General features: G+C 71.8%; 14 protein-coding genes. 3 read left to right on the forward strand and 11 right to left on the reverse strand.

The genetic code is table 11. The features are described from left to right. Positions 1-640 precede the first annotated feature (640 nt). From J2853_RS06750 to J2853_RS06780, 7 genes are all read right to left on the reverse strand, one after another. A complete protein-coding gene (locus J2853_RS06750; protein ID WP_307556069.1) occupies positions 641-1852 on the reverse strand; it encodes a cysteine desulfurase-like protein in 1212 nt (403 codons plus the stop codon). Positions 1853-2022: 170 nt separating this feature from the next. Next, on the reverse strand, positions 2023-2253 hold the full coding sequence (locus tag J2853_RS06755; RefSeq protein WP_307556071.1) for a zinc-ribbon domain-containing protein: 231 nt from the start codon (positions 2251-2253) through the stop codon (positions 2023-2025). Between the two features lie 214 nt (positions 2254-2467). Further along, positions 2468-3373 carry a dienelactone hydrolase family protein gene (locus tag J2853_RS06760; RefSeq protein ID WP_307556073.1) on the reverse strand — a complete coding sequence of 302 codons (906 nt, stop codon included), beginning with the start codon at positions 3371-3373 and terminating at the stop codon, positions 2468-2470. Positions 3374-3436: 63 nt separating this feature from the next. Next, entirely contained in the window at positions 3437-5758 is a 2322-nt protein-coding gene (locus J2853_RS06765; RefSeq protein ID WP_307556075.1) for a hypothetical protein, read from the reverse strand. Next, positions 5755-7479 carry an ABC transporter permease subunit gene (locus J2853_RS06770; protein WP_307556077.1) on the reverse strand — a complete coding sequence of 575 codons (1725 nt, stop codon included), beginning with the start codon at positions 7477-7479 and terminating at the stop codon, positions 5755-5757. The genes J2853_RS06765 and J2853_RS06770 overlap by 4 nt, the downstream gene beginning before the upstream one ends. Then, complete coding sequence (locus J2853_RS06775) at positions 7476-8768, reverse strand: hypothetical protein (RefSeq protein ID WP_307556079.1); 1293 nt, start codon at positions 8766-8768, stop codon at positions 7476-7478. The genes J2853_RS06770 and J2853_RS06775 overlap by 4 nt, the downstream gene beginning before the upstream one ends. Next, on the reverse strand, positions 8758-9402 hold the full coding sequence (locus J2853_RS06780) for an ATP-binding cassette domain-containing protein (protein ID WP_307556081.1): 645 nt from the start codon (positions 9400-9402) through the stop codon (positions 8758-8760). Before J2853_RS06780 ends, J2853_RS06775 begins: the two co-directional genes overlap by 11 nt. 601 nt (positions 9403-10003) lie before the next feature. Between J2853_RS06780 and J2853_RS06785 the strand changes: the two genes are divergently transcribed. The 3 genes from J2853_RS06785 to J2853_RS06795 all read left to right on the forward strand — a co-directional run bounded on the left by J2853_RS06785 (position 10004) and on the right by J2853_RS06795 (position 13105). Then, positions 10004-11119, forward strand: coding sequence for a 5-methyltetrahydropteroyltriglutamate--homocysteine S-methyltransferase (locus tag J2853_RS06785; RefSeq protein WP_307556083.1), 1116 nt, complete (start codon positions 10004-10006; stop codon positions 11117-11119). Positions 11120-11960: 841 nt separating this feature from the next. Further along, complete coding sequence (locus J2853_RS06790; RefSeq protein WP_307556085.1) at positions 11961-12332, forward strand: hypothetical protein; 372 nt, start codon at positions 11961-11963, stop codon at positions 12330-12332. A gap of 413 nt (positions 12333-12745) precedes the next feature. Then, complete coding sequence (locus tag J2853_RS06795) at positions 12746-13105, forward strand: hypothetical protein (protein ID WP_307556087.1); 360 nt, start codon at positions 12746-12748, stop codon at positions 13103-13105. Between the two features lie 25 nt (positions 13106-13130). Here J2853_RS06795 and J2853_RS06800 read toward each other — a convergent pair whose 3' ends face one another. The 4 genes from J2853_RS06800 to J2853_RS06815 form a co-directional block, all read right to left on the reverse strand. Next, positions 13131-14312 (reverse strand): monooxygenase, encoded by a 1182-nt coding sequence (locus J2853_RS06800; RefSeq protein WP_307556089.1) that lies wholly within the window; start codon positions 14310-14312, stop codon positions 13131-13133. Between the two features lie 273 nt (positions 14313-14585). Beyond that, a complete protein-coding gene (locus J2853_RS06805; RefSeq protein WP_307556091.1) occupies positions 14586-16718 on the reverse strand; it encodes a hypothetical protein in 2133 nt (710 codons plus the stop codon). Continuing rightward, positions 16715-20446 carry a vWA domain-containing protein gene (locus tag J2853_RS06810; RefSeq protein ID WP_307556093.1) on the reverse strand — a complete coding sequence of 1244 codons (3732 nt, stop codon included), beginning with the start codon at positions 20444-20446 and terminating at the stop codon, positions 16715-16717. The genes J2853_RS06805 and J2853_RS06810 overlap by 4 nt, the downstream gene beginning before the upstream one ends. Next, positions 20443-21642: an ATP-binding protein gene (locus J2853_RS06815; protein ID WP_307556095.1), complete on the reverse strand. Its 1200-nt coding sequence runs from the start codon at positions 21640-21642 to the stop codon at positions 20443-20445. Before J2853_RS06815 ends, J2853_RS06810 begins: the two co-directional genes overlap by 4 nt. Between the last annotated feature and the right edge of the window lie 67 nt (positions 21643-21709).

Raw genomic sequence — 21709 nt, forward strand, 5'->3', positions numbered from 1 at the left:
ACGGCACCGCCATCGTGGGGACGACCGGTGGCGGCGATCGAGGTGGTCAGGTGCTGGCCGTCGGCGCCCAGGGCGCTGGAGGTGACGCCCTTGAGGAGGGTCTCCCAGCTGAGGGCGCCCATCGCGCCGCCGGTGAGCGCGGACATCGCCAGTTGCCGCCGGTCGAGGTCTCATGGCCGATCGCCGAGCGCGCCACGTGGCAGCCGTCGGAGGTCATACGTGACCCCGCGGCTCGTCCTGGAGGTCGACGGGCTGAGGCAGGAACGAATCGAGGCTCACGGTCGCGCCGTAGATCTCCTAGTACGGCAGGTCGCCGGGTATCAGCGGCTCCATGAGCTGCTTCGCCTGCTGGGAGGCGGCCGCGGTGGCCCGGCCGATCTGCTCCATGCTCTGAGGTGGTCGGTCGCGGTGCGGCCAGGCGAAGCCGCACCACACGGCCCGACCGGGGAAGGGTGAGCGCCTGATGGGCGCGTGCACCGTCGGCGCTCACCTTCACCGGGCCAGCATCGTGGGAGAGTTCGCATATTCCGGTCGCCGATCCACCGCTTACGGGGAAGGCGTCCATGGAACCGGAGGGCTCCGCGTGTGCGGCCTCCCTCCGGGTGACCACGCGGTCGGCGGAACCGTCGCGAAGGGGCCCTCACCCGGTCGGGGAGAGATCCTCCAGCGCGTTGAGCAGGCGGTTCACGTCGGATCGGTCGTTGTAGTGAACGAGGCCGGCCCGTACGGCGGAGCCCGAGTCACGGATGCCGAACGCCTCCGTCACCTCCCAGGCGTAGCAGTGCCCGTCCCACACGTTGATCCTGGCCTGGGCGAGATGCTCGGCCACCTGGCGGGGGGTGTGACCGGCCACGGTGAAGTAGACGGTGGCGGTACGCCGCGCGGGTGAGCCGACGAGCCGTACGTGCGGCAGGGCCGACAGGCCCTTGAGCAGGTGGGCCAGCTCGGCCTGCTCGTGGGCCTCCACCGCGGACATCGAGGTGAGGACGCGCTGGCGCCGGGTACCGGTCGCCTGCGGGTCGAGCGAGGCCAGGTGCTTGACGGCGGCGGTCACGCCCGCCAGGTCGGCGAAGGGCAGCGTCCCGGTCTCGAACCGGTCGGGCACCTCGTCGGAGGAGGAGGCGAGCTTGTCGGACCGCAGCCCTTCCAGCAGCTCCGGCCGGCCGATGACCGCCCCGATGTGCGGGCCCGACCATTTGTAGGCACTGGTGGCGTAGAGGTCCGCGCCGAGCGCGACCATGTCGACGGGGGCGTGCGGGGTCGCGTGCACCCCGTCGAGGTAGAGCAGAGCTCCCACGGCGTGCGCCCGTGCCGCGATCCGCGGGATGTCGGGCATGGTTCCCAGGACGTTGCTCGCGGCGGTGACCGCCACCAGCCGGGTTCGCTCGGTGACCAGGTCGTCGTACTGTCCGGCGGGAAGCTCGCCCGAGGGAACCTCGACCGAGGCCCACTTGACGGTGGCGCCCGCTCGTTCGGCCGCCTGCACCCAGGGACGGACGTTGGCGTCGTGGTCGAGGCGGGACAGCACGATCTCGTCGCCCGGACCCCACTGTTTGGCCAGCGCGTAGGCGAACCGGTAGGTCAGGGTCGTCATGTTCGGGCCGAGCACCACTCCACCGGCGTCGCCGCCGACCAGGTCCGCCACGGCCTGACGGGCCTCGGCGACGATGGCGTCCGAGCGGGCGCTGGCGGGAAACGCGCCGCCGCTGTTGCCGATGCCGCCCCGGTAGGCGGAGGAGATGGCGTCGATCACCGTTTGGGGAACCTGAGTTCCGGCTGCCGCGTCCAGCCAGGCGTATCCGTCGGACAGGGCAGGGTAGAGAGTGCGAACGTGCGCGACATCAAAACTCATATTGAGCACTCTTCACGACATAGGGGCTAAAGGGAAGGATGTGGCGATAATCACCGTCGGTGATGGGGTGATATCCGGCGGGCCGCCAACCGGCTACCCGGCGGGCCGCCGACCGGCTCACCTCGCGCCAGACCCTCGATCCGGCCGCCGGCAAGATGAGCGGCGGGCGATCAGCGGACCGCCAGCCGGTTCGCCTCGTCCCTGGAGATGTCGTAGGACGCCCCGCAGAAGGTGCACTGCACTCCGTACCTCGTCCGCACCGGGAACAGCGGTATGAAGAACAGGCTGAACTTGGTGACCCGTTTGGACAGCACCTGTGCCGCCTGGTTGCCGCAGGCGCGGCAGACGAGCGTCAGCACGCCGAGCCGGTGGATCACGGTGCGCAGGCCGAAGATGAGCATTACTCCCGCATACCCGGACAGGGCGAGTTCGCACGCGCATCGAGCGGTGAATCGTCACTCACCGCCGTCCGTCACTTCACGGCGCCCGTCACTTCACGGCGCCCGTCACTTCACGGCGCCCGTCACCTCACGGCGCCCGTCACTTCACGGCGCCGAAGCCGCCGACGGTGGCTCGCCGAGGTCACACGGGGCCGCCGGTCCATCCTGGCGGGGCTCAGGCCAGGTGAACGCCGAACCAGTCGAGGACGCGCTGATACGCCGTGGCGGCGGCGTCGGCGTCGTAGCGCTGGCCGGTGTCGTTGAAGAAGGCGTGGTTGACGCCGGGGAACGTCACGAGCTCGTGCTTCAGGCCCGCCTTCTCCAGCTCGGCCTTCGCCTGGTCGCGGCCGGCGTTGACCCGGGAGTCCTGTTCGGCGTAGATCCCGAGAACGGCGGCCTTGGAACCGGAGAAATCGGCGTTCTCGGGGAGCGGGCCGTAGAACGGGACGGCCGCCGACAGGCGTGGCTCGTTCGAGGAGAGCAGCAGCCAGACCATGCCTCCGCCGAAGCAGAAGCCGACGGCGCCGAGCTTCTTGCCGGGCGCGCGCCGCTCCAGCTCGCTCAGGGCGGCCTTCAGGTCCGCGGCGAAACGATCCTCGGAGATGCCACTCAGGGCCGCGGTGGCCTTGGCCGGGTCGCCGAGTGAGTCGGTCCCGCCCTCCCTGGAGAGCAGATCGGGGGCGAGCGCGGAGTAGCCACTGGCCGCCAGGCGCCCGGCGACCGACCGGATGTGGTCGTTGAGCCCGCGGTTCTCGTGGACGACCAGCACCGCGCCCCGGGGATCCGGAGCCGCCGCCCAGGCGCCCTGGAGCGTGACCCCGGATCCGGGGCCGGGGAACGTGATCGCCTCGGTGGACAGCGGCGGAGGACCGGCGGGGGAGGCGGAAGCGGAGGCGGATGACGTGCTGACGGAGGTCGCGGCGCTTTCCTGGCCGGTCGTGCAGGCCGCGAGCAGGGCGCTGGCGGCGGGCAGCGCCAGGCCGAGGAGGGTCAGGCGGCGCAGCGCCTCGCGGCGCGGGATGAGCCCGTCGGCGTGGTCGACCGCGACCTCTTCTGCGAGATACCGCTGGAAGGACGTCATCTCTCCACACTATGAGGAGGCCGCGAAAATCGAGGTAAACAAGGGAGTGTCGTCCGGCATGATCTAGGCCGGGTCACGAGGGGTTCCGGGCGCGGAGGGATCGGCCAGGGGGAGATTCCGCAGGCGCCGCCGTATCTCGGTGACCTGGAGGGGCTCGGCGATCCCGTCCCACGGGGCGAGCGCGTTCAGTCCTTTCTCACGGTGCCGCTGGGCGTTCCGCGGCTCCGCGCGGGCGAGGTGCAGCCGTGCCAGCGCGGTGCTCACCCCCGTCGTGGGAAGCCGGGTCAGGGCCGAGCGAAGCAGCTTGGCGGCCTCCCCGCGGCGGCGTCGCGGAAGCGCCGCCGCCTGGTGCACCTGGCAGCGGGCCTGGCCGATCGTGTCTCCTGAGCGTTCGTACAGCTCGACCGCCTTCTCCCAGTTCCTCGTGGCGTCGTGAGCCCGGCCCAGGTACCAGTGGACAAGCGCGAGGAGTTCCCGGCTGTGGGCCTGGGCGTGCACGTCGCCCGCCTGCTCGGAGATCCCGAGGGCCTGGACCAGGGTGCCCAGGGCGTCGGCGTACAGGCGGTTCGCCTCGTCCGTCCTGCCCTCGAAGCCGCAGACCTGTCCCCGGCGGATCCGCAGCACGGCCATGTTGATCCACCGGATGGCCTGCCCGACGGTGTCGCCGCCCGGCAGGACCTGGCCGTACTGCACCAGCGACGACTCCACCGCGGCGAACTCGTCACCGGTGGCCAGCAGCGTCGCCGCACGGGCCAGATGAAGCTGGGCGGGCCAGGACTCGACCCCGGCCCGCAGCCCCGAGGCGATGTCGAGATGCTCCTGGGCCGCGCGGGGGTCTCCCAGCGTCAGGGCTATCAGGCACAGCCGTAGCTCGGCGGTCGCCCGGACGTCGGCATCGCTCAGCGTCCTGGCCGCGTGCGCCAGGGCGCGGGCGGCCTCCCGCCTTTCCTGATGACGCTGCTCCAGGAGGAACCACACCTCCAGGGCGTCCGCGATCCGTCCCAGCGGACCGGCCGCCCGCGGAGCCGGTTGCCGTGTCCTCAGGATCTGCAGCAGTGCCTTGTCCTCGATCCCGAACCAGTGCCGGGCCTCCTCCTGGTGGAGCCGCTCGGCGAAGAAGTCGGCGCGATCCGCGAAGCGCTCCACCAGGCGCTGCCACGCCGCGTCCCAGTCGGCCGGCGGCTCCGCGATCGCGCGGGCGGCGTCCACCACGCGGACTCGGGACGTCCGTACCTTCTCCACCAGGCCGTGCTGGCCCAGCTCCTCCATCGCCTGTTCGACCTCGCGCTCCGACCCGCCCGCGAGCGCGGTGGCCCCGTCGATCCCGAGTTCGGCGATCGGCGCGTGTGCGAACAACGCCAGCAGCCGCCGCGCCTCCGGTCTCACCCGCCGCAGTTGCATGGTGAGCAGGACCTGAAGGGTGTGGTCGTGAGGTCCCTGCTCCAGATCGGTCACCAGCGTCGCTATCGGGACCTGCGGGTTCTCGGTCAGCCAGCGGCCGATTCCGACCGCGATCGCGGGCCTGCGCAGGAACAGGTTCGTCAACCTCTCCGTCGCCGCCGGATCCGCCTCGATCCGTTCCTCCGCGATCTGGGAGCGCAGCAACGCCACACCGTCGTCGGCGTCCAGAAGCCCGATCTGGACGACGGCCACATCCGCGGGAACCGCGTCACCCGCACCGGCCTGGAGCTCCCCGGTGACGATCACCCAGCTTCCCGGCACGTGACGGGGGAGCCATGCCACCTGGCTCCACCGTTCGACGTTGTCGAGAAGCAGCACCTGGCCGGTGTGCCGAAGCGCGGCGGAGACCTTCTGCGCCGCCCCCTCCGGGCTCTCGATCGGCCCCAGCGGGCAGTCGAGCGTCCGCAGCACCCGCTCCACCACGCTCAAGGTGTCTTCGGGCTCGTCCGGGTCCTGCCCGCGGAGATCCGCGTAGCGCTGCCGATCGGTCTCCGGGGCCAGTCTCCATCCGGCGTTGACGGCCAGCGCGGAGGTGCCGATTCCGGCCACGCCCCGCACGATGACCAGACCTCGCTTCAGGGCCTGCTCGATCACTTCCTCGACCTCGGCCTCCCTCCCGACCAGTGGTGTGACCGGCGGGGGGAGCCGCAGGGGTTCGGCCGGCTCATGGGGCTCCGGGGGCCGCTCGCGCCCGCGCAGCCATCTGGTGGAGAGCAGGAACAGGGCCACGCCGATGGTGAGACCGGTCGGGATCAGCGGCAGGAAGTAACCGAACGCCGTCTCCATGATGACGGCCGCGCCCAGCGGAGGGGCGAAGGCGAGCGCGGCGGCCAGGGACTCCTTGCGGTTGCGAGGCAGTGTCGCGCGCAGCCTGGCCAGCCGCGACCGGGGCTTTCCGGGTGGTTCCGGGGGAGGGGAGCTCATTGGCGGACCCCCTGGGTCAGTCCTCGGACCAGCCACCTGCCGGTCGCGAACAGCAGCAGTACGGGCACGGCGGTCAGCACGATCGTCTGGGCCGCCAGCCCGCCGGCCGAGGTCGTGAAGTGGCGGGCCTGTTGCAGGACGACCAGAGGCGCCTGATCCGCCGGCCAGTTCAGGAGCAGGCCGAGCACCAGGTCGTTCCAGGTGAGCACGAACGCCAGCACCGCCACCGCCACCACGGCGGGACCGCTCTCGGCCGTCACCTGGAACAGCGCGGAACGACCCTCGGCGAGGGGGCGCAGCACCACCGGGCGCGGCACCGAGATGAACGCGTTGCGGAGCAGCAGCACCGCCAGGGGCAGCACCAGCGCGGCGTGCACGAGGCTCAGGATCACGATGCCGCCGGCCCCGGAGCCCAGGACCTCTCCGAGCGGCAGGGCCAGCGCCTGCGGGGGCAGCACCACGAGCACGACCGCCCCCGTGGTGAGGATCCGTCGCGCCCGGCGAGGCAGCTGCTCGGGGGTCAGGGCGTAGGCGGCGGGGACGGCCAGGAGCAGGACGACGACGGCGACCAGCAGTCCGCGCTGGGCCGTGGCCCCCAGCGCGTCGGCGAAGGAACCGTCGCTGAAGGCCTCGCCGTACGATCCCAGCCCGTAGCCTCCGGTCCACCACCCGGAGGTGGCGGCCTCCTTCGGAACGCGGAACGACGTGAGCAGGAGGGCGACGAGGGGGAAGGCCCACACCACGGCCACCACGGCGAACAGGACCTGGACGATCCGCCGGGGACGTCCCTGTACGGACACGGGCCGATCCTCCCGCCGCGGCCCCGCGCTCGGCCAGTCCCGGCGCAGTCGCCACAGCACGAGCATCACCAGCGCGACGGCCATCGCGAACAACAGGATCGCCAGGGCCGACGCCCGGCCGTCTCCCAGATCGTCGCGGTGACGCCACCAGAAAAGTCCCACCACGTCCACCGCCGACTGGATCGAACCGGGCACGCCGACCAGGACCAGATCGAACACGCGGACGGCGGCGGTGAGCACGATCAGCATCACCAGCGCCGCCGTGGGAAACAACGCCGGAATCACCACCGTGCGGAGGCGGCGCAGCCTCCCGGCGCCGAAGACGCGCCCCACACGCAGCAGGTCCGCGGGCATGGTGGACAGGCCCACGTGGAAGACCAGGAACGCCAGGCCCGTCCACTGCCAGACGAATGCCAGGCCGAGGACCAGCCAGATCCAGCCGGGGCCGAGAAAGATCACGTCACCGGGCAGCAGAGCGCTCACCAGGCCCCGGTCGGGGTTCGCGTCGAAGATCAGGCGGAAGGCCACCCCGGCCGTCAGCGGCGAGGTCACGGCGGGCAGCGCCAGTACGGCGAGCAGCACCCCCCGCGTGCGGGGACCCGTGTCCCGGGCGAGCCAGGCGAGTCCGAGCCCGAGCGCGCAGACCACCAGCGCGAGCATCAGCCACAGGGCGTTGTGGAACAGGGCCAGCCAGACCTCCTCGTCGGTCATGACGTCCAGATAGCCGTCCAGGCCGCCGTCTCCGCTCACGCTCGTCACCACCGTGACGGTCAGCGGAACGAGCAGGACGACGGTCGTGAGCACGACCGCGGGAAGCAGGTATCCCCAGGCTCCCCACCTGCCCTGACCGTGCCACCGGGCCGGCGCGCGCAGGTCGTGGTGCGGCGTCACGTCGAAGAGGAGGGCGTCCTCGCCCGTCATGATGTCCTTCCCGTCCCGCTGAGCGCCGTCAGCATCCCCATCGCGTCGTCCACCGCCCGTTTCAGCTGTTCCGGGCGGGGAGGCCGCCCACCGGCGGCGACCACGGTGAAGAACTCGGTCAGGACTCGCCACAGGCCCCGGCCGTCTCCGCCGGCCAGGCCGCCGGTGAGCCGGTCGGAGAGATCGAAAGCGATGTCACCCCGCAGCTCCGTCGTCAGTTCGTCCAGCGCCGTGTGCGAGAGCGGGGCGCTCTCGTTGAGCGACAGGAAACCGCCGGCTTCGATCCAGTCCTTCAGCCGGTTTCTCGCCACGTCCGGTCCGGTGAGCCACTCCGCGAAGCGCTTGCCCCGGTCTCCGGCCGCGGTGAGTGCCACCACGACGTCTCCTCCGACCAGTACGGGTGGTTTTTCTCCGCCGGCAGGCCAGGGGAAGCGGAAGCTCATCACCTGCTCCCTCTCCTGCTCCTCGGTGCGGTAGCCCTTGATGACCGGCCAGGCGAAATCGGGCGCGGCCACCATGTCCGCATGGCCGTACCGGAAGACGTCGAGGATCGAGTCGTGGAACTGGGTGATCAGTGCTCGGCGGCCCCCGCCGGGAAGCAGCCCCGGGATGGACCACAGCTCCGCCAGCCGCGTGAGTGTCTCTTTGACGGATTCGTGGCCCCAGCCGTCGCCGGGCCTCCAGCCGTCCGGCGGCGGCAGGTGCAGCCTGCCGTAGAGCTCGGCATCGACTCCGAGCAGGACGTTCTCGAACCAGTCGGTGAGAACCCAGCCGTCGGCCGCCCCGATGGAGAGCGGCCGGGGGCCGGTTCGCCCCGCGCGGATCCGGCACTCCTTCACCCATTCGGCCCAGTCGGTGGGCAGGGCCGGAGCGGTGCCGGGGCGATGCCACACCCGTGACTTGTGCGCGACCTTGAACCAGATGCCCTTGAGGGAGGTGTCCGGTTCCTGCTCCTGACGCACCAGGTTCTTCCAGGGAAGAGGGTCGAAGGAGGTGAGGGGTTTCAGCCGGGCGCGGATGTCGTCGTCCTCGACCAGCTCCAGCCGTGGCACGATCGCCACATCCGGGGTGGACGCCGAGGCCACCGGGTTTTTGAGCAGGGCGGCGATGTTGTCCCCGGCCGAGTACACGACGGTGGGACGGTCGTACCACTTCAGGATGTCGCGGAACCGGTTCAGCTCCCAGCCGCTCCACACCACCGCGATCCGCAGCGGTCCCTCCTCGTCGCACCCGGAGAGTCCCGCCGCCGCCAGACCCGACAGCACCGTGAGGGCCTGTCTACGATTCATCGGCATCTACGACCTCCCAGGAGACCGCGGGGGCACGGAGCGTCTCGACCCGGTGCCTGTCGTCGCTCACCACCAGGATCGGAAGGTCGGGGTAGGCCTTCAGGCTCTCGCTGACCGCGGCGTGACAGGGGGTGTATCCGGAGTGGTCCTCGATCACCACGGCCATCGCCGCCTGCCAGTGGCACATCGCCCGGGCGAGCGCCACCCGGAGTCTCTCGTCGGGGGAGAGGTCGTGCGGCCGCCAGCTGAGGATTCCGTGAAGGTTCAGCCGTCCGGCCACGTAGTTCACCTGCCCTCTCCGGAAGCCGTCCCGGTGACGCCTCCGCACGGCGAACCCGATGTTCTGCTCGATCGTGAGATGGGGGAAAAGGCCGCCTCCGGCGGGCACCAGGGCGATGCCGCGATCCTCGGTGGGCAGTGAGGTGACCTCGCGTCCGGCGATCCAGATCGTTCCCGTGAGCGGCCAGGTCTGTCCCAGCAGCACATCGGTGAAGGCATGGATGTCGGCGGCGTCTCTCGCCAGCACGACGGCGGTATCCCCGGTGTCGACGACCAGCTGGTCGGGCTTCAGCGTTCGTTTGTCCTGGCCGTGCTCCCAGGAAAGACCGTCCAACTGGAGACGTAGTCCGGGCACGGATTCATCAGCTCCGGCAAAATGAGGGAATGTTCTTTATTCATATAACGCAGTTCTTGATATAGCACAATGTAATCCGGTCGCGAGGGTTCCTTATGAACCGCGACCGAATCGATTCGAGTCCCTATGACTGAGTCGCGACTGAGTTATAACGCCTTGACCGTGTGTTATGCGTGCCGGCTGATTCGGCGGTGTGTGATAGCGGCTTCCGGGACGGTGGCGGACGCCCGTGCGGAAGGAAGGCGGCCTCGTGGTGTTCTCGCATCCGCCGCGGCCTGGTCCGCGCCGTTCTCGCGCCCGCTTCCGATCGCCCGGTCGCGGCGTTCCCACATCCGGCGGACCGGGAGTCCGGCGGACCGGGAGTCCGGGAGGCCGGCTCGCTCGGGGCGCCTTGAGCCGGGGGCGTGACGCGTGAGTTCCGAGCCGTCGCCAGGTCCGCGGGTCCTTCCGGCTCCTCGGCCGGACACCGGCCTCCGGCGGCGGCTGTGAGTACGGTCACGAATTCGTGGCATCTTCGTTTTCGCCGGGGGAGAGGTCGGGGGGGCACGCGAGGTGATCTAGCGTAGAAACAGAGAAAAACCGATACTTGGAGATGGTTTAGATGCGCAACTCGCCCCCCTTCCGCGCGGATCACGTCGGCAGCCTGCTGCGTCCGGCTTCCCTCCTGCAGGCGCGGGAGGACTTCGCCGCCGGACGCATCCCCGTCGAGGCGTTGCGCGAGATAGAGGACGAGGCGATCCGCGAGGTCGTACGGCGGCAGCAGGAGGTGGGCCTGCAGTCGGCGACCGACGGGGAGTTCCGCCGGGCGTCCTGGCACATGGACTTCATCTACCGGCTTGGCGGTATCGGCCAGGCCACCGACGAGCACATCACGGTCAAGTTCGAGAACGAGCAGGAAAAGATCGAGTTCACGCCTGCGGCCATGCGGGTCCACGACAAGATCCGGCTCGAGGAGACCATCTTCGCCGACGATTTCACCTTCCTGCGTGACACCGTCACCACGGCCGTGCCGAAGCTGACGATTCCCTCGCCCAGCATGGTCCACTACCGCGGCGGCGCCGCCTCGATCGACCCGGGCGTCTACTCCGACACCGAGGAGTTCTGGAGCGACCTCAGCGCGGCCTACGCCGAGGAGGTCCGCAGGCTCGGCGAGCTGGGCTGCACCTACCTGCAGTTCGACGACACGAGCCTGGCCTACCTGAACGACCCGTCCCAGCGAGCGGAGCTCAACGAGCGCGGGGACGACGCCGAGCACATGCACCTGCGCTACATCCGGCAGATCAACAGCGCCCTGGCCGGCAAGCCGGAGGGCATGACGGTCACCACGCACATGTGCCGGGGCAACTTCCGCTCCTCCTGGGCGGCCTCCGGCAGCTACGACTTCGTCGCGGAGGCGTTGTTCGGAGAGCTCGCGGTGGACGGCTTCTTCATGGAGTTCGACGACGAGCGTTCCGGCGGGTTCGAACCGCTGCGTTTCGTCCCGCCGGGCAAGATGGTGGTCCTCGGCCTGGTCACCACCAAGCGGGGCGAGCTGGAGTCCAAGGACGCCCTCAAGCGCCGCATCGAGCAGGCCGCCAAATTCGTCGACATCGACCAGCTGTGCCTGTCGCCGCAGTGCGGCTTCTCCTCCACGGTCGAGGGGAACGTCCTCACCCACGATGAGCAGTTCGCCAAGCTGGCCCTGATCGTCGAGACCGCGCAGGAGGTCTGGGGCTGATCCCGCCGTAGCGGAGCGTCTCCCCGTCCCACCCGCCTCACGCCAGGCCGGGCCGGAATCTCCGGCCCGGCCTGGCGTCTTGTCCGTCCGGGGCCGGGTGCTCCCGCTGAGGAGGCGTTGAACTCGAACTCGGAGAGACCCGGAGAAGCCCCGCCGACCTGACGGTCGGCGGGGCTTTTTTGCATTGCATAACGTACATTTCATGCCTTAGTAGTAAAGATGAAAAAGAGTGGGTGACGATAAATGTCGCCAACGCTACAAAGCTGGATAAGTGGAAGGAATCGGAAGTATCAGGAGCAGCTAGGTGGCATATGTTATTTATTGACCTATGACACGATATGGCTTTGACGTGTCTGATGTTCCTTTCGGTGGGGGGCGGGGAGGTGTTATCTGAGGTCTCTTATCAGAAAATGAGGGGATGTGAGGGGTATGGCTCCGATGGCATCCGGCATTAAAGATCATGTGTTCTCGGTGGCATCGTCTGTTTGCTTCCGGGCACGCGTTCGCCGGGCGACGTCGAGCCGTGCGGGGCATATGTGTCCACGGGTGAGGCCGGAAACGGGGCCGGTTCTTTCCGACGTTCCATCGTTCCGGTGCCGGGGGCCTCTCTCCGAGTCGTCACCGCCGGGCCGCGCGCCGGATTCCCGAGATCTCGGCCATTCATACGTGACCACTGACGTTCGGCCAGGCCGGCCGCGATAGCCGCCACTCCATGAAACGGCTCATCGGGTGTGAGCCGAGTTTCAACGTCCATCGACCGGAGGACGCCAATGACTTCCGTTCGGTTCAGATAAGCATTCGCGCTCGACGCTTCAGCGGATATGTCAAAGGGGACTACGCAATGCCCAATATCAAGAATATCGCCATCACGCTCACTCTCGGCGGCGTACTCGCGGGAGGCGTGGTCGGTGTAGACGGCGCGGCCATGGCGGCCGGTGCCGGTGCGACCGGTTCGGCCAACGCGATGAGCTCGGCCTGGGGACTGACGGGCGTCGCCGGCTGCGGCGGCGGCTGGGGCTGGGGTGGGGACTGGGGCTGGGCCAGTGCCGGCCGGGGCGGGAGATATGTGAAGGGGGGATGCCACTGGAGAGGTGCCGAAAGGTTCAACGCGAGGATCAGATGCTGCCGGGGGCACCGCGACAGGAACATCACGCTCAACGGAACGATCACCGAGGACGACCCCCTGGCGATCGTCCGCCAGCTGACGCCCTGAGCGGCCCTGCGGCACCTGTCCGCGTGACGGGCCCGGGAGCCGGCCATACCGGGACCTGAGAGAGCCCCGCTCGTCTCCTCGGAGACGGCGGGGCCTTCTTCGTGTCGCGCGTCCGCGCCGATGCGCGGCTCGTGTGGTGGTGGGGACGAAGTCGGTCACGCTCTCGCGGTGACGACGGTGGAAGGTCCGGGAGCCGGATGGGTCGATGGCCCGGCCGCCACCGTCTCGACGCGGTCCGGGCACACCCGCTGGGGATGGCCGGGGTTGTTAGGTGCGGATGTATGGGTAGAAATATAATCAACTAGGGAGGAATCGCCCGACTGTGGCAGGCTGTGAAGATCTCACAAGCCGGTTCCGTATCCGCCATGGAGCTTTCTCGGGCTCCGCCAGATACCGCTGATCCGGGGGCCATCATGAAGTGGATCATCGCTGCGGCGGCGCTGCTCGCGGCCACCGCAGCCGGACCTGCCATCACCGGGACTCCAGATCAAGCGGCAGGCAAAATAAAGGTGAGCGAAGAGCAATATCAGACGCTCCTCGGTCAATGTCGGTTTTCGAATACCGAGCAGGCCCGTGCCGAATGCCAGGCAAAGGTCAAGAACACCTATCAGATCGGGGAGGCGAACCCCGGCCTGGACTGCCGTGAATACGTCAGTGTCAAGGTGTGCGGCACGCTGGACCTCAGTGCGAAAGAACGTGAATGCGTGCAGAAAGAGGTGAATCAGGGAACGTCCTACAGGCGTGCCGAAGTTCAATGTTACATTTCCTCGTGACCGCCGTGACAGGCCGGCCGGAGGGTCAGGACGCGGGAGAGGCCACGAGCAGCCCGAGGCACATCTCGTCGGCCGTGCCCTCGCCCCAGACGACGTAGCGCGCGGGAAGATCGCGCAGCGCGGGAAGCTTCTTGCGAAGGCCGGCGTCGTGGGTGCAGGTCACCCGGAGGACGTCGCCGGACCGGAGGGCGACGGGCTTGGCCAGCGGGCGGATGGCCTGCTCGTCGAAGTTGTAGTTGGGGATGTCCAGGAGGGTCTGCGCGCCGGATTTCCCGGGGTTGAGCTCCACCTTGATCGAGCGTCCGAGCAGGTGCATGTGCCCGGCGACGGCGTACACCGTGCCGTTCTCGTTGATCTTCCGATCGCAGTGCTGGGTGGGCGAGGCGACCGGGGGCCTGGCGTTGTTGCAGAACTGGTTGAGCCCGGCCACCATGCCCCCGGCCTGCTCCCCGAAGCGGCCGACGACATCGCGGACCGCGGCTTCACGGTCACACAGCGGACCGGATTCGTCGGCCGCGCAGGGCAGCTCGATCGGTGCCACCAGCCGGTTGGTCACCAGCGGCTCAAGGTCGGCCTTTCCGTCGGTGAGCCGCAGCCGGATCGCGGACTGGTCGCTACCGGCCGGCTTGCCCCCGCTGGCGAGCAGGCTGTAGTGCACCTGCATGATCAACTGGCTGCCGGGCGGCATCGGATAGCCGACCTTCTGGGTGAGCAGCGTCTCGTCGGCTCCCGGTGCCCAGTGGCCGATCCAGTCGCCGTCGTCGATGCCGGCGTCGCCGAAGCAGGTCCAGCCCTCGCCGGGCGTGCGGGCGTCGAGGGCGCGGGCGGCCTCGACCTTGTCAGGACCGACCCGGAAGACGATCGCGTGGTGGACGAGGTCGGTGTTCTGCGGCAGGAACTGGCTGCCCGTGAGGAACGCCCGGTCGGACAGCTTGGGATCGACCAGGAAACAGCGGTATTCGTCGTTCCCCCCGGCGGAGGGCGCCGCCGGTTCGTACGGCTGGGGCAGCGTCAGGTTGACGAACCGTTCGGAGGCCCGCAGCGGCGCCGCCGGCGGTGGCGCGGCGGGCTTTCCGTGGGCGCCGTGCGCCCCGGTGCCGGCGGTCGCACCCGTCGTGGAGGAGCCACTCGGCTGCCCCGCCGCCGAGCATGACGTGATGAGGACGACGGTGGCGAGCGCGGCCGCCGCCCCGCTCAACCATCGCACCGGTCGGGTCGTATGTCTCATAACCGCCCCCGTCGTGGAATTCTCCCGTGGATTCCTGAGCGGGCCGGGAAGCAATCCGGCCTGATACTGGAATCCAGGATCCTCGGTTCGAGAATGGTTTCCATCGTTCGGAAGACCCAGAGCGCTCCTCCGATCGGTGGAGAACCCCGCTCCGCCCGGGGTAGCGGTCACGCTCGCCGCGGCTCATCCTCACGCCCCGTACGGCGGGCACCCGCGAGGCCGCTCACGGGCGTGGCCGTGAGCGGCGGAGCCTCACCTCAGAGCATGGCCGTCATGCCAGGACGCCTGGACCAGTACCCGTTCGGTGGCCGTGAGGTGGACGGCGGCGGCGAGCCACGCCCACGCGTACCGGTCGCCGCCGGAGTCGACCAGGCGGCCGAACACGTCGCGGGCGCGGCGATCGGCCTCTTCGGTGAGCGCGCCGACGAGCTCGGCGGCGGTCCCGAACCCCGCGCGACGCAGCGGAGCCCGCTGGACGAAGGCGTCTCCGCCGCGCGCGGCCTCGGCGACCGCCCGCCGGCCGCCGGAGACGGCCAGCTCGACCAGGCGCCGCACCCGCCACAGGGGCGAACCCGCCACCGGATCCGCTTCGGCCGCGGCGTCCTTCTGCCACGGCGGGCATGCGTCGAGGGGCGGGAGATGGGAACCCCGCAGGCGGTCGTACCCGAGATCGGCGCGATCCAGCCATTCGGCGGGCAGGCGTAGCGTCGGCCCGGCGCCGGGAACGGGCCCGACGGCGAGCGGGCGCAGGGTGGCCGCCCGGCCGGGGTCCAGCCTGCCGACCACCCGTACGCGCAGGCCGGGCCGGGACGCGAGCTGCCGCAGGTTGGCGACATGAGCCAGCTCGGGATGGGGGTCGGCCGGCGTCAGCCGTATCAGCGGCCCGTGCGGCGGCCTCTCCGGTCCCTCCTCGGAGCCGGAGGGACCGCCGGCGGCGGGTTGCCCGGGACGCGCGGCGAGCGGGTCCGACTCGCCGAGGGGCTTCCCGCCGAGGGGCGACAGCTCACGGGCGAGCAGCCGGTCTCCCTCGGCGCCGACGATCATCAGGTCGCATCCGACGAGCCGTCCCGATCTCTCGTCCTCCGGCGGATCGCTCCAGGCGTCCGCGGAGAACGTCGCGTCGGCCGCCTCGGCGAGCGGGCGGGCGAACAGGGCCGCCAGCGGCCATGCCGACCAGGGCAGCCCGGCCACGGGACTGGCCCGCACCCCGCGGCCCGAGCCGAGACGCCCGTCGGGGGAGATCGTCGCCCCGGCGATCAACAACCCCCCGCGGGCCAGCTGGGCGTGGTCGAGGGCCGCGGCTCCGATCGCGACGGTGGCGGTGGCGGCACCGCGGGCACGGGCCGCACCTCCGGGTCTGACGTCGGCGACGGAGAACCGGCGGCCGTCCTCCGCGACGAGATGGGTGACCACCCCGCCGTAACCGGTGGCACTGATCACCGGTTCCCTGCAGATCCCGTGGACCCGCAGGCCCTCCCCCTGCCGGTAGGAGCGGCGCGTGGTTCCCGGCAGGGCCGGATCGGGGTCGGCCGCCGCGAGTCTGCCCGCGGTCAGCAGAAGATCCTGAAGCGCGGAGACCAGATCGGCGAGCCGGTGCCCGTCCTGGTGCGCGCGAGCGGCCCGCAGGCCGCGGACGACGCGCAGGGCCGCGGCCTCGGCCCTGGGCAGGCCGGCCAGCCGGGCGGTGTGCGCCGCGCGGAGCAGTTCGGCCTGGGGCACCGCACCGGCACCGGGCACCCCTCCCGAGAGCACCGCGACGGCGGCAGCCCACAGTCCGGCCGCGGCGGCCACCTGCTTGGCGCCGGGACCGGTGACGGCGGGCCGCGCGCCGGCGTCCGGCAGGTCCCCGTCGGCGCCCCCTGGCGCCGTGGCTCCCGCGGACCCGCCCGAGCCGGCCGGCGCACCGGCCTCCACGGGTGCGTCCGGGCCCGCGGGAGCGCCGGTTCCCGCGGGAACGTCCGGGGCCGCGGGTGTGCCGGTTCCCGCGAGCGAGCCCAGGCCCGGGAACGGATCCGCTTCCGCGAGCGAGTCCGGATCCGCAGGCGTGTGGCTTTCCGGGAACGCGTCCGGATCCGCGACCGGGCAGGCGCTGAGGACGGCGGCGCGGTGCAGGCAGCGGGGCGCGAGCAGGCAACCGCACAGCGCCGCGCCGGAATCGGTGACCGTGCCCGCCGGTCCCGGGGTGAGGGTGACCACCGCGTCCTCACCCCAGGCGACGGAGACGGTTCGCCCGTCGGAGGTGACCGGAAGCCCGGCGCAGCGCTCGATCGCCGCGTCGAGCTTCTTGCGCAACCGGGGAGAGAGGTCCTCCACGGCCGCCGCGGCCACGTGAGGCTCCACCGGTGGCAGTCGCACGGCAGGGGAGCCGGGGGCAGGGAGGGTCAACGGGTTTCTCCTCGAAGGCGGTCGCCCACCCAGCGGGCGAGGGCGAGCGGGCTGAGCGCGGCGACGGGCATGCCGGCCGCGACAAGTTGCCGGGCGACGGATACCGAGTAGCGAGGGGCGCCGGTGTCGTCCAAGGCGGCGCAGCCCAGCAGGTGCACCCCGGAGGAGACAAGGGAGCGGACCTCGCCGAGGAGCCCTCCGAGGGGGTGGCCCTCCTCGAAGTCGCTGACCACGACGACGAGCGTGCGGCTCGGCACGGTGACCAGGGAGCGCGCGTGGGCCAGCCCGGCGGCGATGTGGGTGCCGCCGCCGACCCGCACGTCGAGCAGCAGAGACAGCGGGTCGCCGACCTGGTCCGTCAGGTCGATCACCTGGGTGGAGAAGGCCAGGAAGTGGGTGGACAGCGTGGGCACGCCTCCCAGGACGGCCGCGGTCAGCGCGGACCAGACCACCGAGGCCTCCATCGAACCGGACACGTCGACCACGAAGATCAGCCGCCAGTCGACCTCGGCGCGGGTACGGGTGGTGAAGACCGGCCGCTCCGGAACGACCAGGATCCTGCCGTCGTCGGTCCGCCGCGCGTGCGCCAGGTTGGCCCGGAGCGTGGCGGGCAGGTTGAGCCGCCCGCCGGGGCGGCGGGTGGGACGCGGCATCGCCAGGCCGGCCATCGCGGGACGCATCCGGGTGGCGAGCTCTTGTGCCAGCTCGGTGACCAGCCGCCGGACCAGCGGCCGCAGCCGGGAGAGTCGCTGCTCGGGCAGGCCGCCCGCCAGGGACAGGACGGAGGTCAGCAGTTCGATCGACGGGCGCACGGCGTCGGGATCGAGCACCTGCAGCACGTCGGTCCGTCCGGTGTCGGCCGCTTGGGCCAGCACCTCCTCCCGTACCTCCGAGCCGAACAGGGCGTCGAGCTCGGAGGCCCATTCGCGGGCGGAGGGGAAGGAGGCGCCCTGCCCGCCGACGTCACCCTGCCCGTGCCCGAGGTCTCCGGCTCCTTCGCCCCTGCCCGCCCCGTACAACTCGTCCAGGGCGTGCGCGTAACGCCGGGCATCGGTGGGAAGGCGTCCGGTCTCCCTGCCGAGGAGCAGGCGCCACCGGTCGGCCGGGGAGAGCCGCCTCGGGGCGATCTCCCCCTCACCCTCGGGTACGGTCCGGTGCCCGGTCGTCCCGGTCCCGTGTGCGGTCTCCTGCCGTGCGAGCGCGAGCGCGAGCGCGGGCGTGGGCGTGGTCCGGCTGTCCGAGCCGGGCGCCTCAGACGGTCCGGGCGGCTCGGACGGTCCGGGCGGCTCGGATCCGGACGCGGAAGGGGAGAGCCCGGGCAGCCGCAGGCCGGTCAGGGCGGCCAGCCCGGCGGCGTCCGCGGCGGTCCACAGGGCCAGGAGTTCGGGCGGAGCGCTCAGTGCCAGGTCGAGCCGATCGCCGAGCCGGTCGGTCACGGTCCGCAGGAACCGGTCGCGCGCCGCCGGGGCGAGCGTGTCGAAACCGCCGCGCAGCGCCGGTAGCCGGTCCAGGAAGCCCTGGTCGGGCAGGACGTCGATGCGCTCCAGCAGCGGGTCGAGAGCCGCCGCGGCCGACTGCAGGAGCGGGCCCGAGGCGACCAGCAGGCCGGTGAGCAGGCGGGACAGGCGGCGGCGTCCGTCCGGTCCGGTGGCGGTGTCGATCCATCCGGCCGTCCGTGCCCCGAGGGTCTCCGGCGGGTCCAGGTCCAGCAGGACCCGGGCCGCGAGCGCGGCCCCCTGAATGAGCGGGGAGCCGGTGCGCGCGAGAGCGCCCAGGGCGTCGTCGACGCGCAGGCCCAGCCGGTGCTCGGCGGAGCGGGTGACCAGTGCGATCAGGGCGGCGGCGTCCGCGGGCCGGTCGCTGCCGGCCAGGCCGGGAAGCGATCGGACGGCCGCCTCGATCAGGGTGCCGGTCAGGTCCGCGGCCTGGTCCCGGCTTTCGGGAGTGGTGCCGGGAAGGTGCTCGCGGCGCAGGGCCTCCAGCAGGTCGAGTGCCTGGAGAAGATCGGGGAGACCCGCGGCGGCGGGAAGCACGGTGGCGGCGTCCGCAAGACGGTCGGAGACCAGGCCCGGCAGGTCGCAGACGGCCGCGGCGCGCAGTCCCGCGAGGACCGGCTCGCAGGTGGGGCCGCCCTCCGCCGACTGACGGCGGAAGGTCTCGCGCAGCGTCCCGGCGGCGGCCAGGGCGGCGGTGACGCCCCGGACACCCGCCAGGTCGAGCAGCGCGGCGGCCGAAGGGGTCCACGAGAGCTGCCATCGGGTGGTGAGCGCGGTCGCGTCGCCCGTGCCCGCCACCTCGATCTGCAGGCCGTACCCGGTGCCGCACACCAGCAGGCGTTGCAGCAGGATCTCGCGGCGGCGGTCCAGGTCGGAGCGGAGCGGGTCGAGGCGGAACTCGCGGGGGGCGGGATCGCCGGGGCAGGGCAGCCTCAGCTCCGCCAGCTCGGCCTCGACCGCGGGCCCCAGCCCGGAACGGGGCGTGCCCGGCGCGGTCCTGCCGCGCTCGGTGCCGACGAGGACCGTCTCCAGGGCGCGAGCGAGTGTCAGGCCGCGCCCCAGCGACTCGCCCTGGCCGAGTACGGTCGTCACCGCCTCCAGCACCTCGCCGCGGCCCGGTGCGGGCAGGTCCCGCAACCCCGCCAGGTCGCAGGCCAGCCGCAGCGTCTCCACGGCCTCGCCGGTGCCGGCGGTGTGCCCGGCGGCCCGCAGCTCCCGGCACAGGTCGGTGATCGTACGGGCCGCGGCGTCCCTGATCTTCCCCGGATCGCCGCCGGCCGTGAAGATCGCCTGTTGCCAGCGCGGATCGCGGATGCCCGCCGGATAGCCGGACCGGGAGTCGAGCAGGTCGAAGGCGTACGGGACGAACGACGTGGCGGGCGGGGGGCCTCCGGTGCCCGGTGCGGCGGACGGGCCGGTGCCGGGTGCCGGGGCGGCGGGCTCCGGGACGACCAGCGCGGGGGCGTGGAAGGCGCCGATCACCGCGGCGACCCGCCGGCCGCCCAGGGCGGCTTCGGCGAGGACCTCGCGCATGTGCGCCTCACGGGCCAGGTCCCGGGGCGGCACGCCGCCGGAGGCCTCCGCGTCCTGGCGCAGGGCCCAGCCCACACCCAGCGCGGCCCGGCGCACCGCCTCGGGCAGGCACCCGGGGGCGAGCACCTCGACGGCACGATCCCACATGTCGTCCCCCTCCCGGCCCGTGGAGGAGGCGGTCAGGGCGTCGGAGAAGACGTTCGCCGCCACACCGGACGGAGGCGGATCGCTCGCGGACCAGGCGGGGGCGGAGAGCGGAAGGTCGCAGCAGAGCACCTCGGCGCCGCGTTCCCGCGCCCAGCGGACGGCGGCCAGTTCGGGGGAGAAGTCGGCGAAGGGGTAGAAGCCGAGACGGCCGTCCCCCAGCGTTCCTGCGAGGGCGACCGGCGCGAGGGTGGCCGGATCCGCCAGGTGGACCAGCCACGGCTGGAAGTCGGCCGGCAACTCGACGCAGACCACCTCGGCTCCGGCGGCGTCGAGGAGATCGGGGACGACCGCCGCCAGCGCGGGGCTGTGGTGGCGCACCCCGAGGAGGTAGGGCCGGGAGGCTCCGGCGAGCGCGTCCACCGCGTCCCGGGGGTCACCTCCGGCGTTCCGCGCGCGGCCGTCCGCCTCCGGCGGGCCGGAGCCCCGGCCCGCCGGAGCATCCGCGTCCCGGAGGTCCGGGCCGGGGGCAGGGGTTTCCCGATCGCTCCTCACCGCAGGTTCTCCCGCAGGTCCCAGAGCCGGCGCCACATCGCGGAGCCGTCCTCGGCGCGGCGGCGCACCGGGCCGTCCCAGTAGCCGAGCAGCCGCGCGTGGTCGGCCGGATCGTCCTTGCGGACCACGCCGAGCAGGTGGCCGGGCACCAGGTCGAGCACGTCCCCGCCGGGCAGGTAGGCCGCCGCCACCCCGAGGGAGGCGGCCACCTGCACCGCCTCGGCGGTGGACATCACGGTGCCCGGCCGTTCCACGTCCCAGCCCTCGGCAGAGCGGCCGGAGCGCAGGTCGCGGAAGACGGTGACCAGCGCGTCCAGCACGGCGTCGTCGACCTCGAAGGCGGCTCCCGCCCGCCGCACCACGGAGGTGGCCTGGCTGCGCACCAGGGCGGCCTCGGCGGCGGGGTCGGCGATGGGGGCGACGGTCTCGAAGTTGAACCGGCGTTTGAGCGCCGCCGACATCTCCGAGACGCCGCGGTCGCGCAGGTTGGCCGTGGCGATCACGGTGAAGCCGGGGGCGGCCGTCGGCAGGGCGTCGGGTGTGCCGGTCAGCTCGGGCACGCTGAGGCGCCGGTCGGACAGGATCGACACCAGGGCGTCCTGCACCTCGGGCAGGCAGCGGGTGATCTCCTCGATCCGGGCGACGCGCCCGGTGCGCATGGCGTTCAGCACCGGGGAGTCGACCAGCGCCTGCCTGCTCGGTCCCTGGGCGAGCAGCAGGGCGTAGTTCCAGCCGTAGCGGAAGGCGTCCTCGGTGGTGCCGGCGGTGCCCTGCACGGTGAGCGAGCTCGTGCCGCAGACGGCGGCGGCGAGCAGCTCGGAGAGCATCGACTTGGCGGTGCCGGGCTCGCCGACCAGCAGCAGGCCGCGCTCGCCGGCGAGCGTGACCACACAGCGTTCGATCAGGGAGCGCTCGCCGACGAACTTGGAGGACACGACGAGCCGGGTGGGTGGCACGCCGCTGTCGCCGGGGTCGCCGCCCTTCGCTTTCCGGGCGCCGGGAAGTTCGAGCGTCTCGCCCCCGCTGCCGCAGACGAAGGTGACCACCGCCCGAGGGGTCAGCGCCCAGCCCGGCGGGCGGGGGCCGTCGTCGTGGGCGGCGAGGAAGGCGAGTTCGGCGGCGTACCGTTCTTCGGCCGGCGATGTCTGCCGGTTGGGCGGGGCCGCGGGGACGGCCGCCGGTTCCGTCATGGTCATGGGGGAATCCTCTTCGTCTGTTGGGCGGACCCGGGGCCGGGCGCGGGACGGGCCCGCGCCCGGCTGG

It is taken from the genome of Streptosporangium lutulentum (assembly GCF_030811455.1).
Classification (GTDB): domain Bacteria; phylum Actinomycetota; class Actinomycetes; order Streptosporangiales; family Streptosporangiaceae; genus Streptosporangium; species Streptosporangium lutulentum.

Excerpts from the sequence above, each read along its gene's own strand:
- J2853_RS06750 (WP_307556069.1), bottom strand. The coding sequence starts at position 1,852 with ATGAGTTTTGATGTCGCGCACGTTCGCACTCTCTACCCTGCCCTGTCC.
- J2853_RS06755 (WP_307556071.1), bottom strand. The coding sequence starts at position 2,253 with ATGCTCATCTTCGGCCTGCGCACCGTGATCCACCGGCTCGGCGTGCTG.
- J2853_RS06760 (WP_307556073.1), bottom strand. The coding sequence starts at position 3,373 with ATGACGTCCTTCCAGCGGTATCTCGCAGAAGAGGTCGCGGTCGACCAC.
- J2853_RS06765 (WP_307556075.1), bottom strand. The coding sequence starts at position 5,758 with ATGAGCTCCCCTCCCCCGGAACCACCCGGAAAGCCCCGGTCGCGGCTG.
- J2853_RS06770 (WP_307556077.1), bottom strand. The coding sequence starts at position 7,479 with ATGACGGGCGAGGACGCCCTCCTCTTCGACGTGACGCCGCACCACGAC.
- J2853_RS06775 (WP_307556079.1), bottom strand. The coding sequence starts at position 8,768 with ATGAATCGTAGACAGGCCCTCACGGTGCTGTCGGGTCTGGCGGCGGCG.
- J2853_RS06785 (WP_307556083.1), top strand. The coding sequence starts at position 10,004 with ATGCGCAACTCGCCCCCCTTCCGCGCGGATCACGTCGGCAGCCTGCTG.
- J2853_RS06790 (WP_307556085.1), top strand. The coding sequence starts at position 11,961 with ATGCCCAATATCAAGAATATCGCCATCACGCTCACTCTCGGCGGCGTA.
- J2853_RS06795 (WP_307556087.1), top strand. The coding sequence starts at position 12,746 with ATGAAGTGGATCATCGCTGCGGCGGCGCTGCTCGCGGCCACCGCAGCC.
- J2853_RS06815 (WP_307556095.1), bottom strand. The coding sequence starts at position 21,642 with ATGACCATGACGGAACCGGCGGCCGTCCCCGCGGCCCCGCCCAACCGG.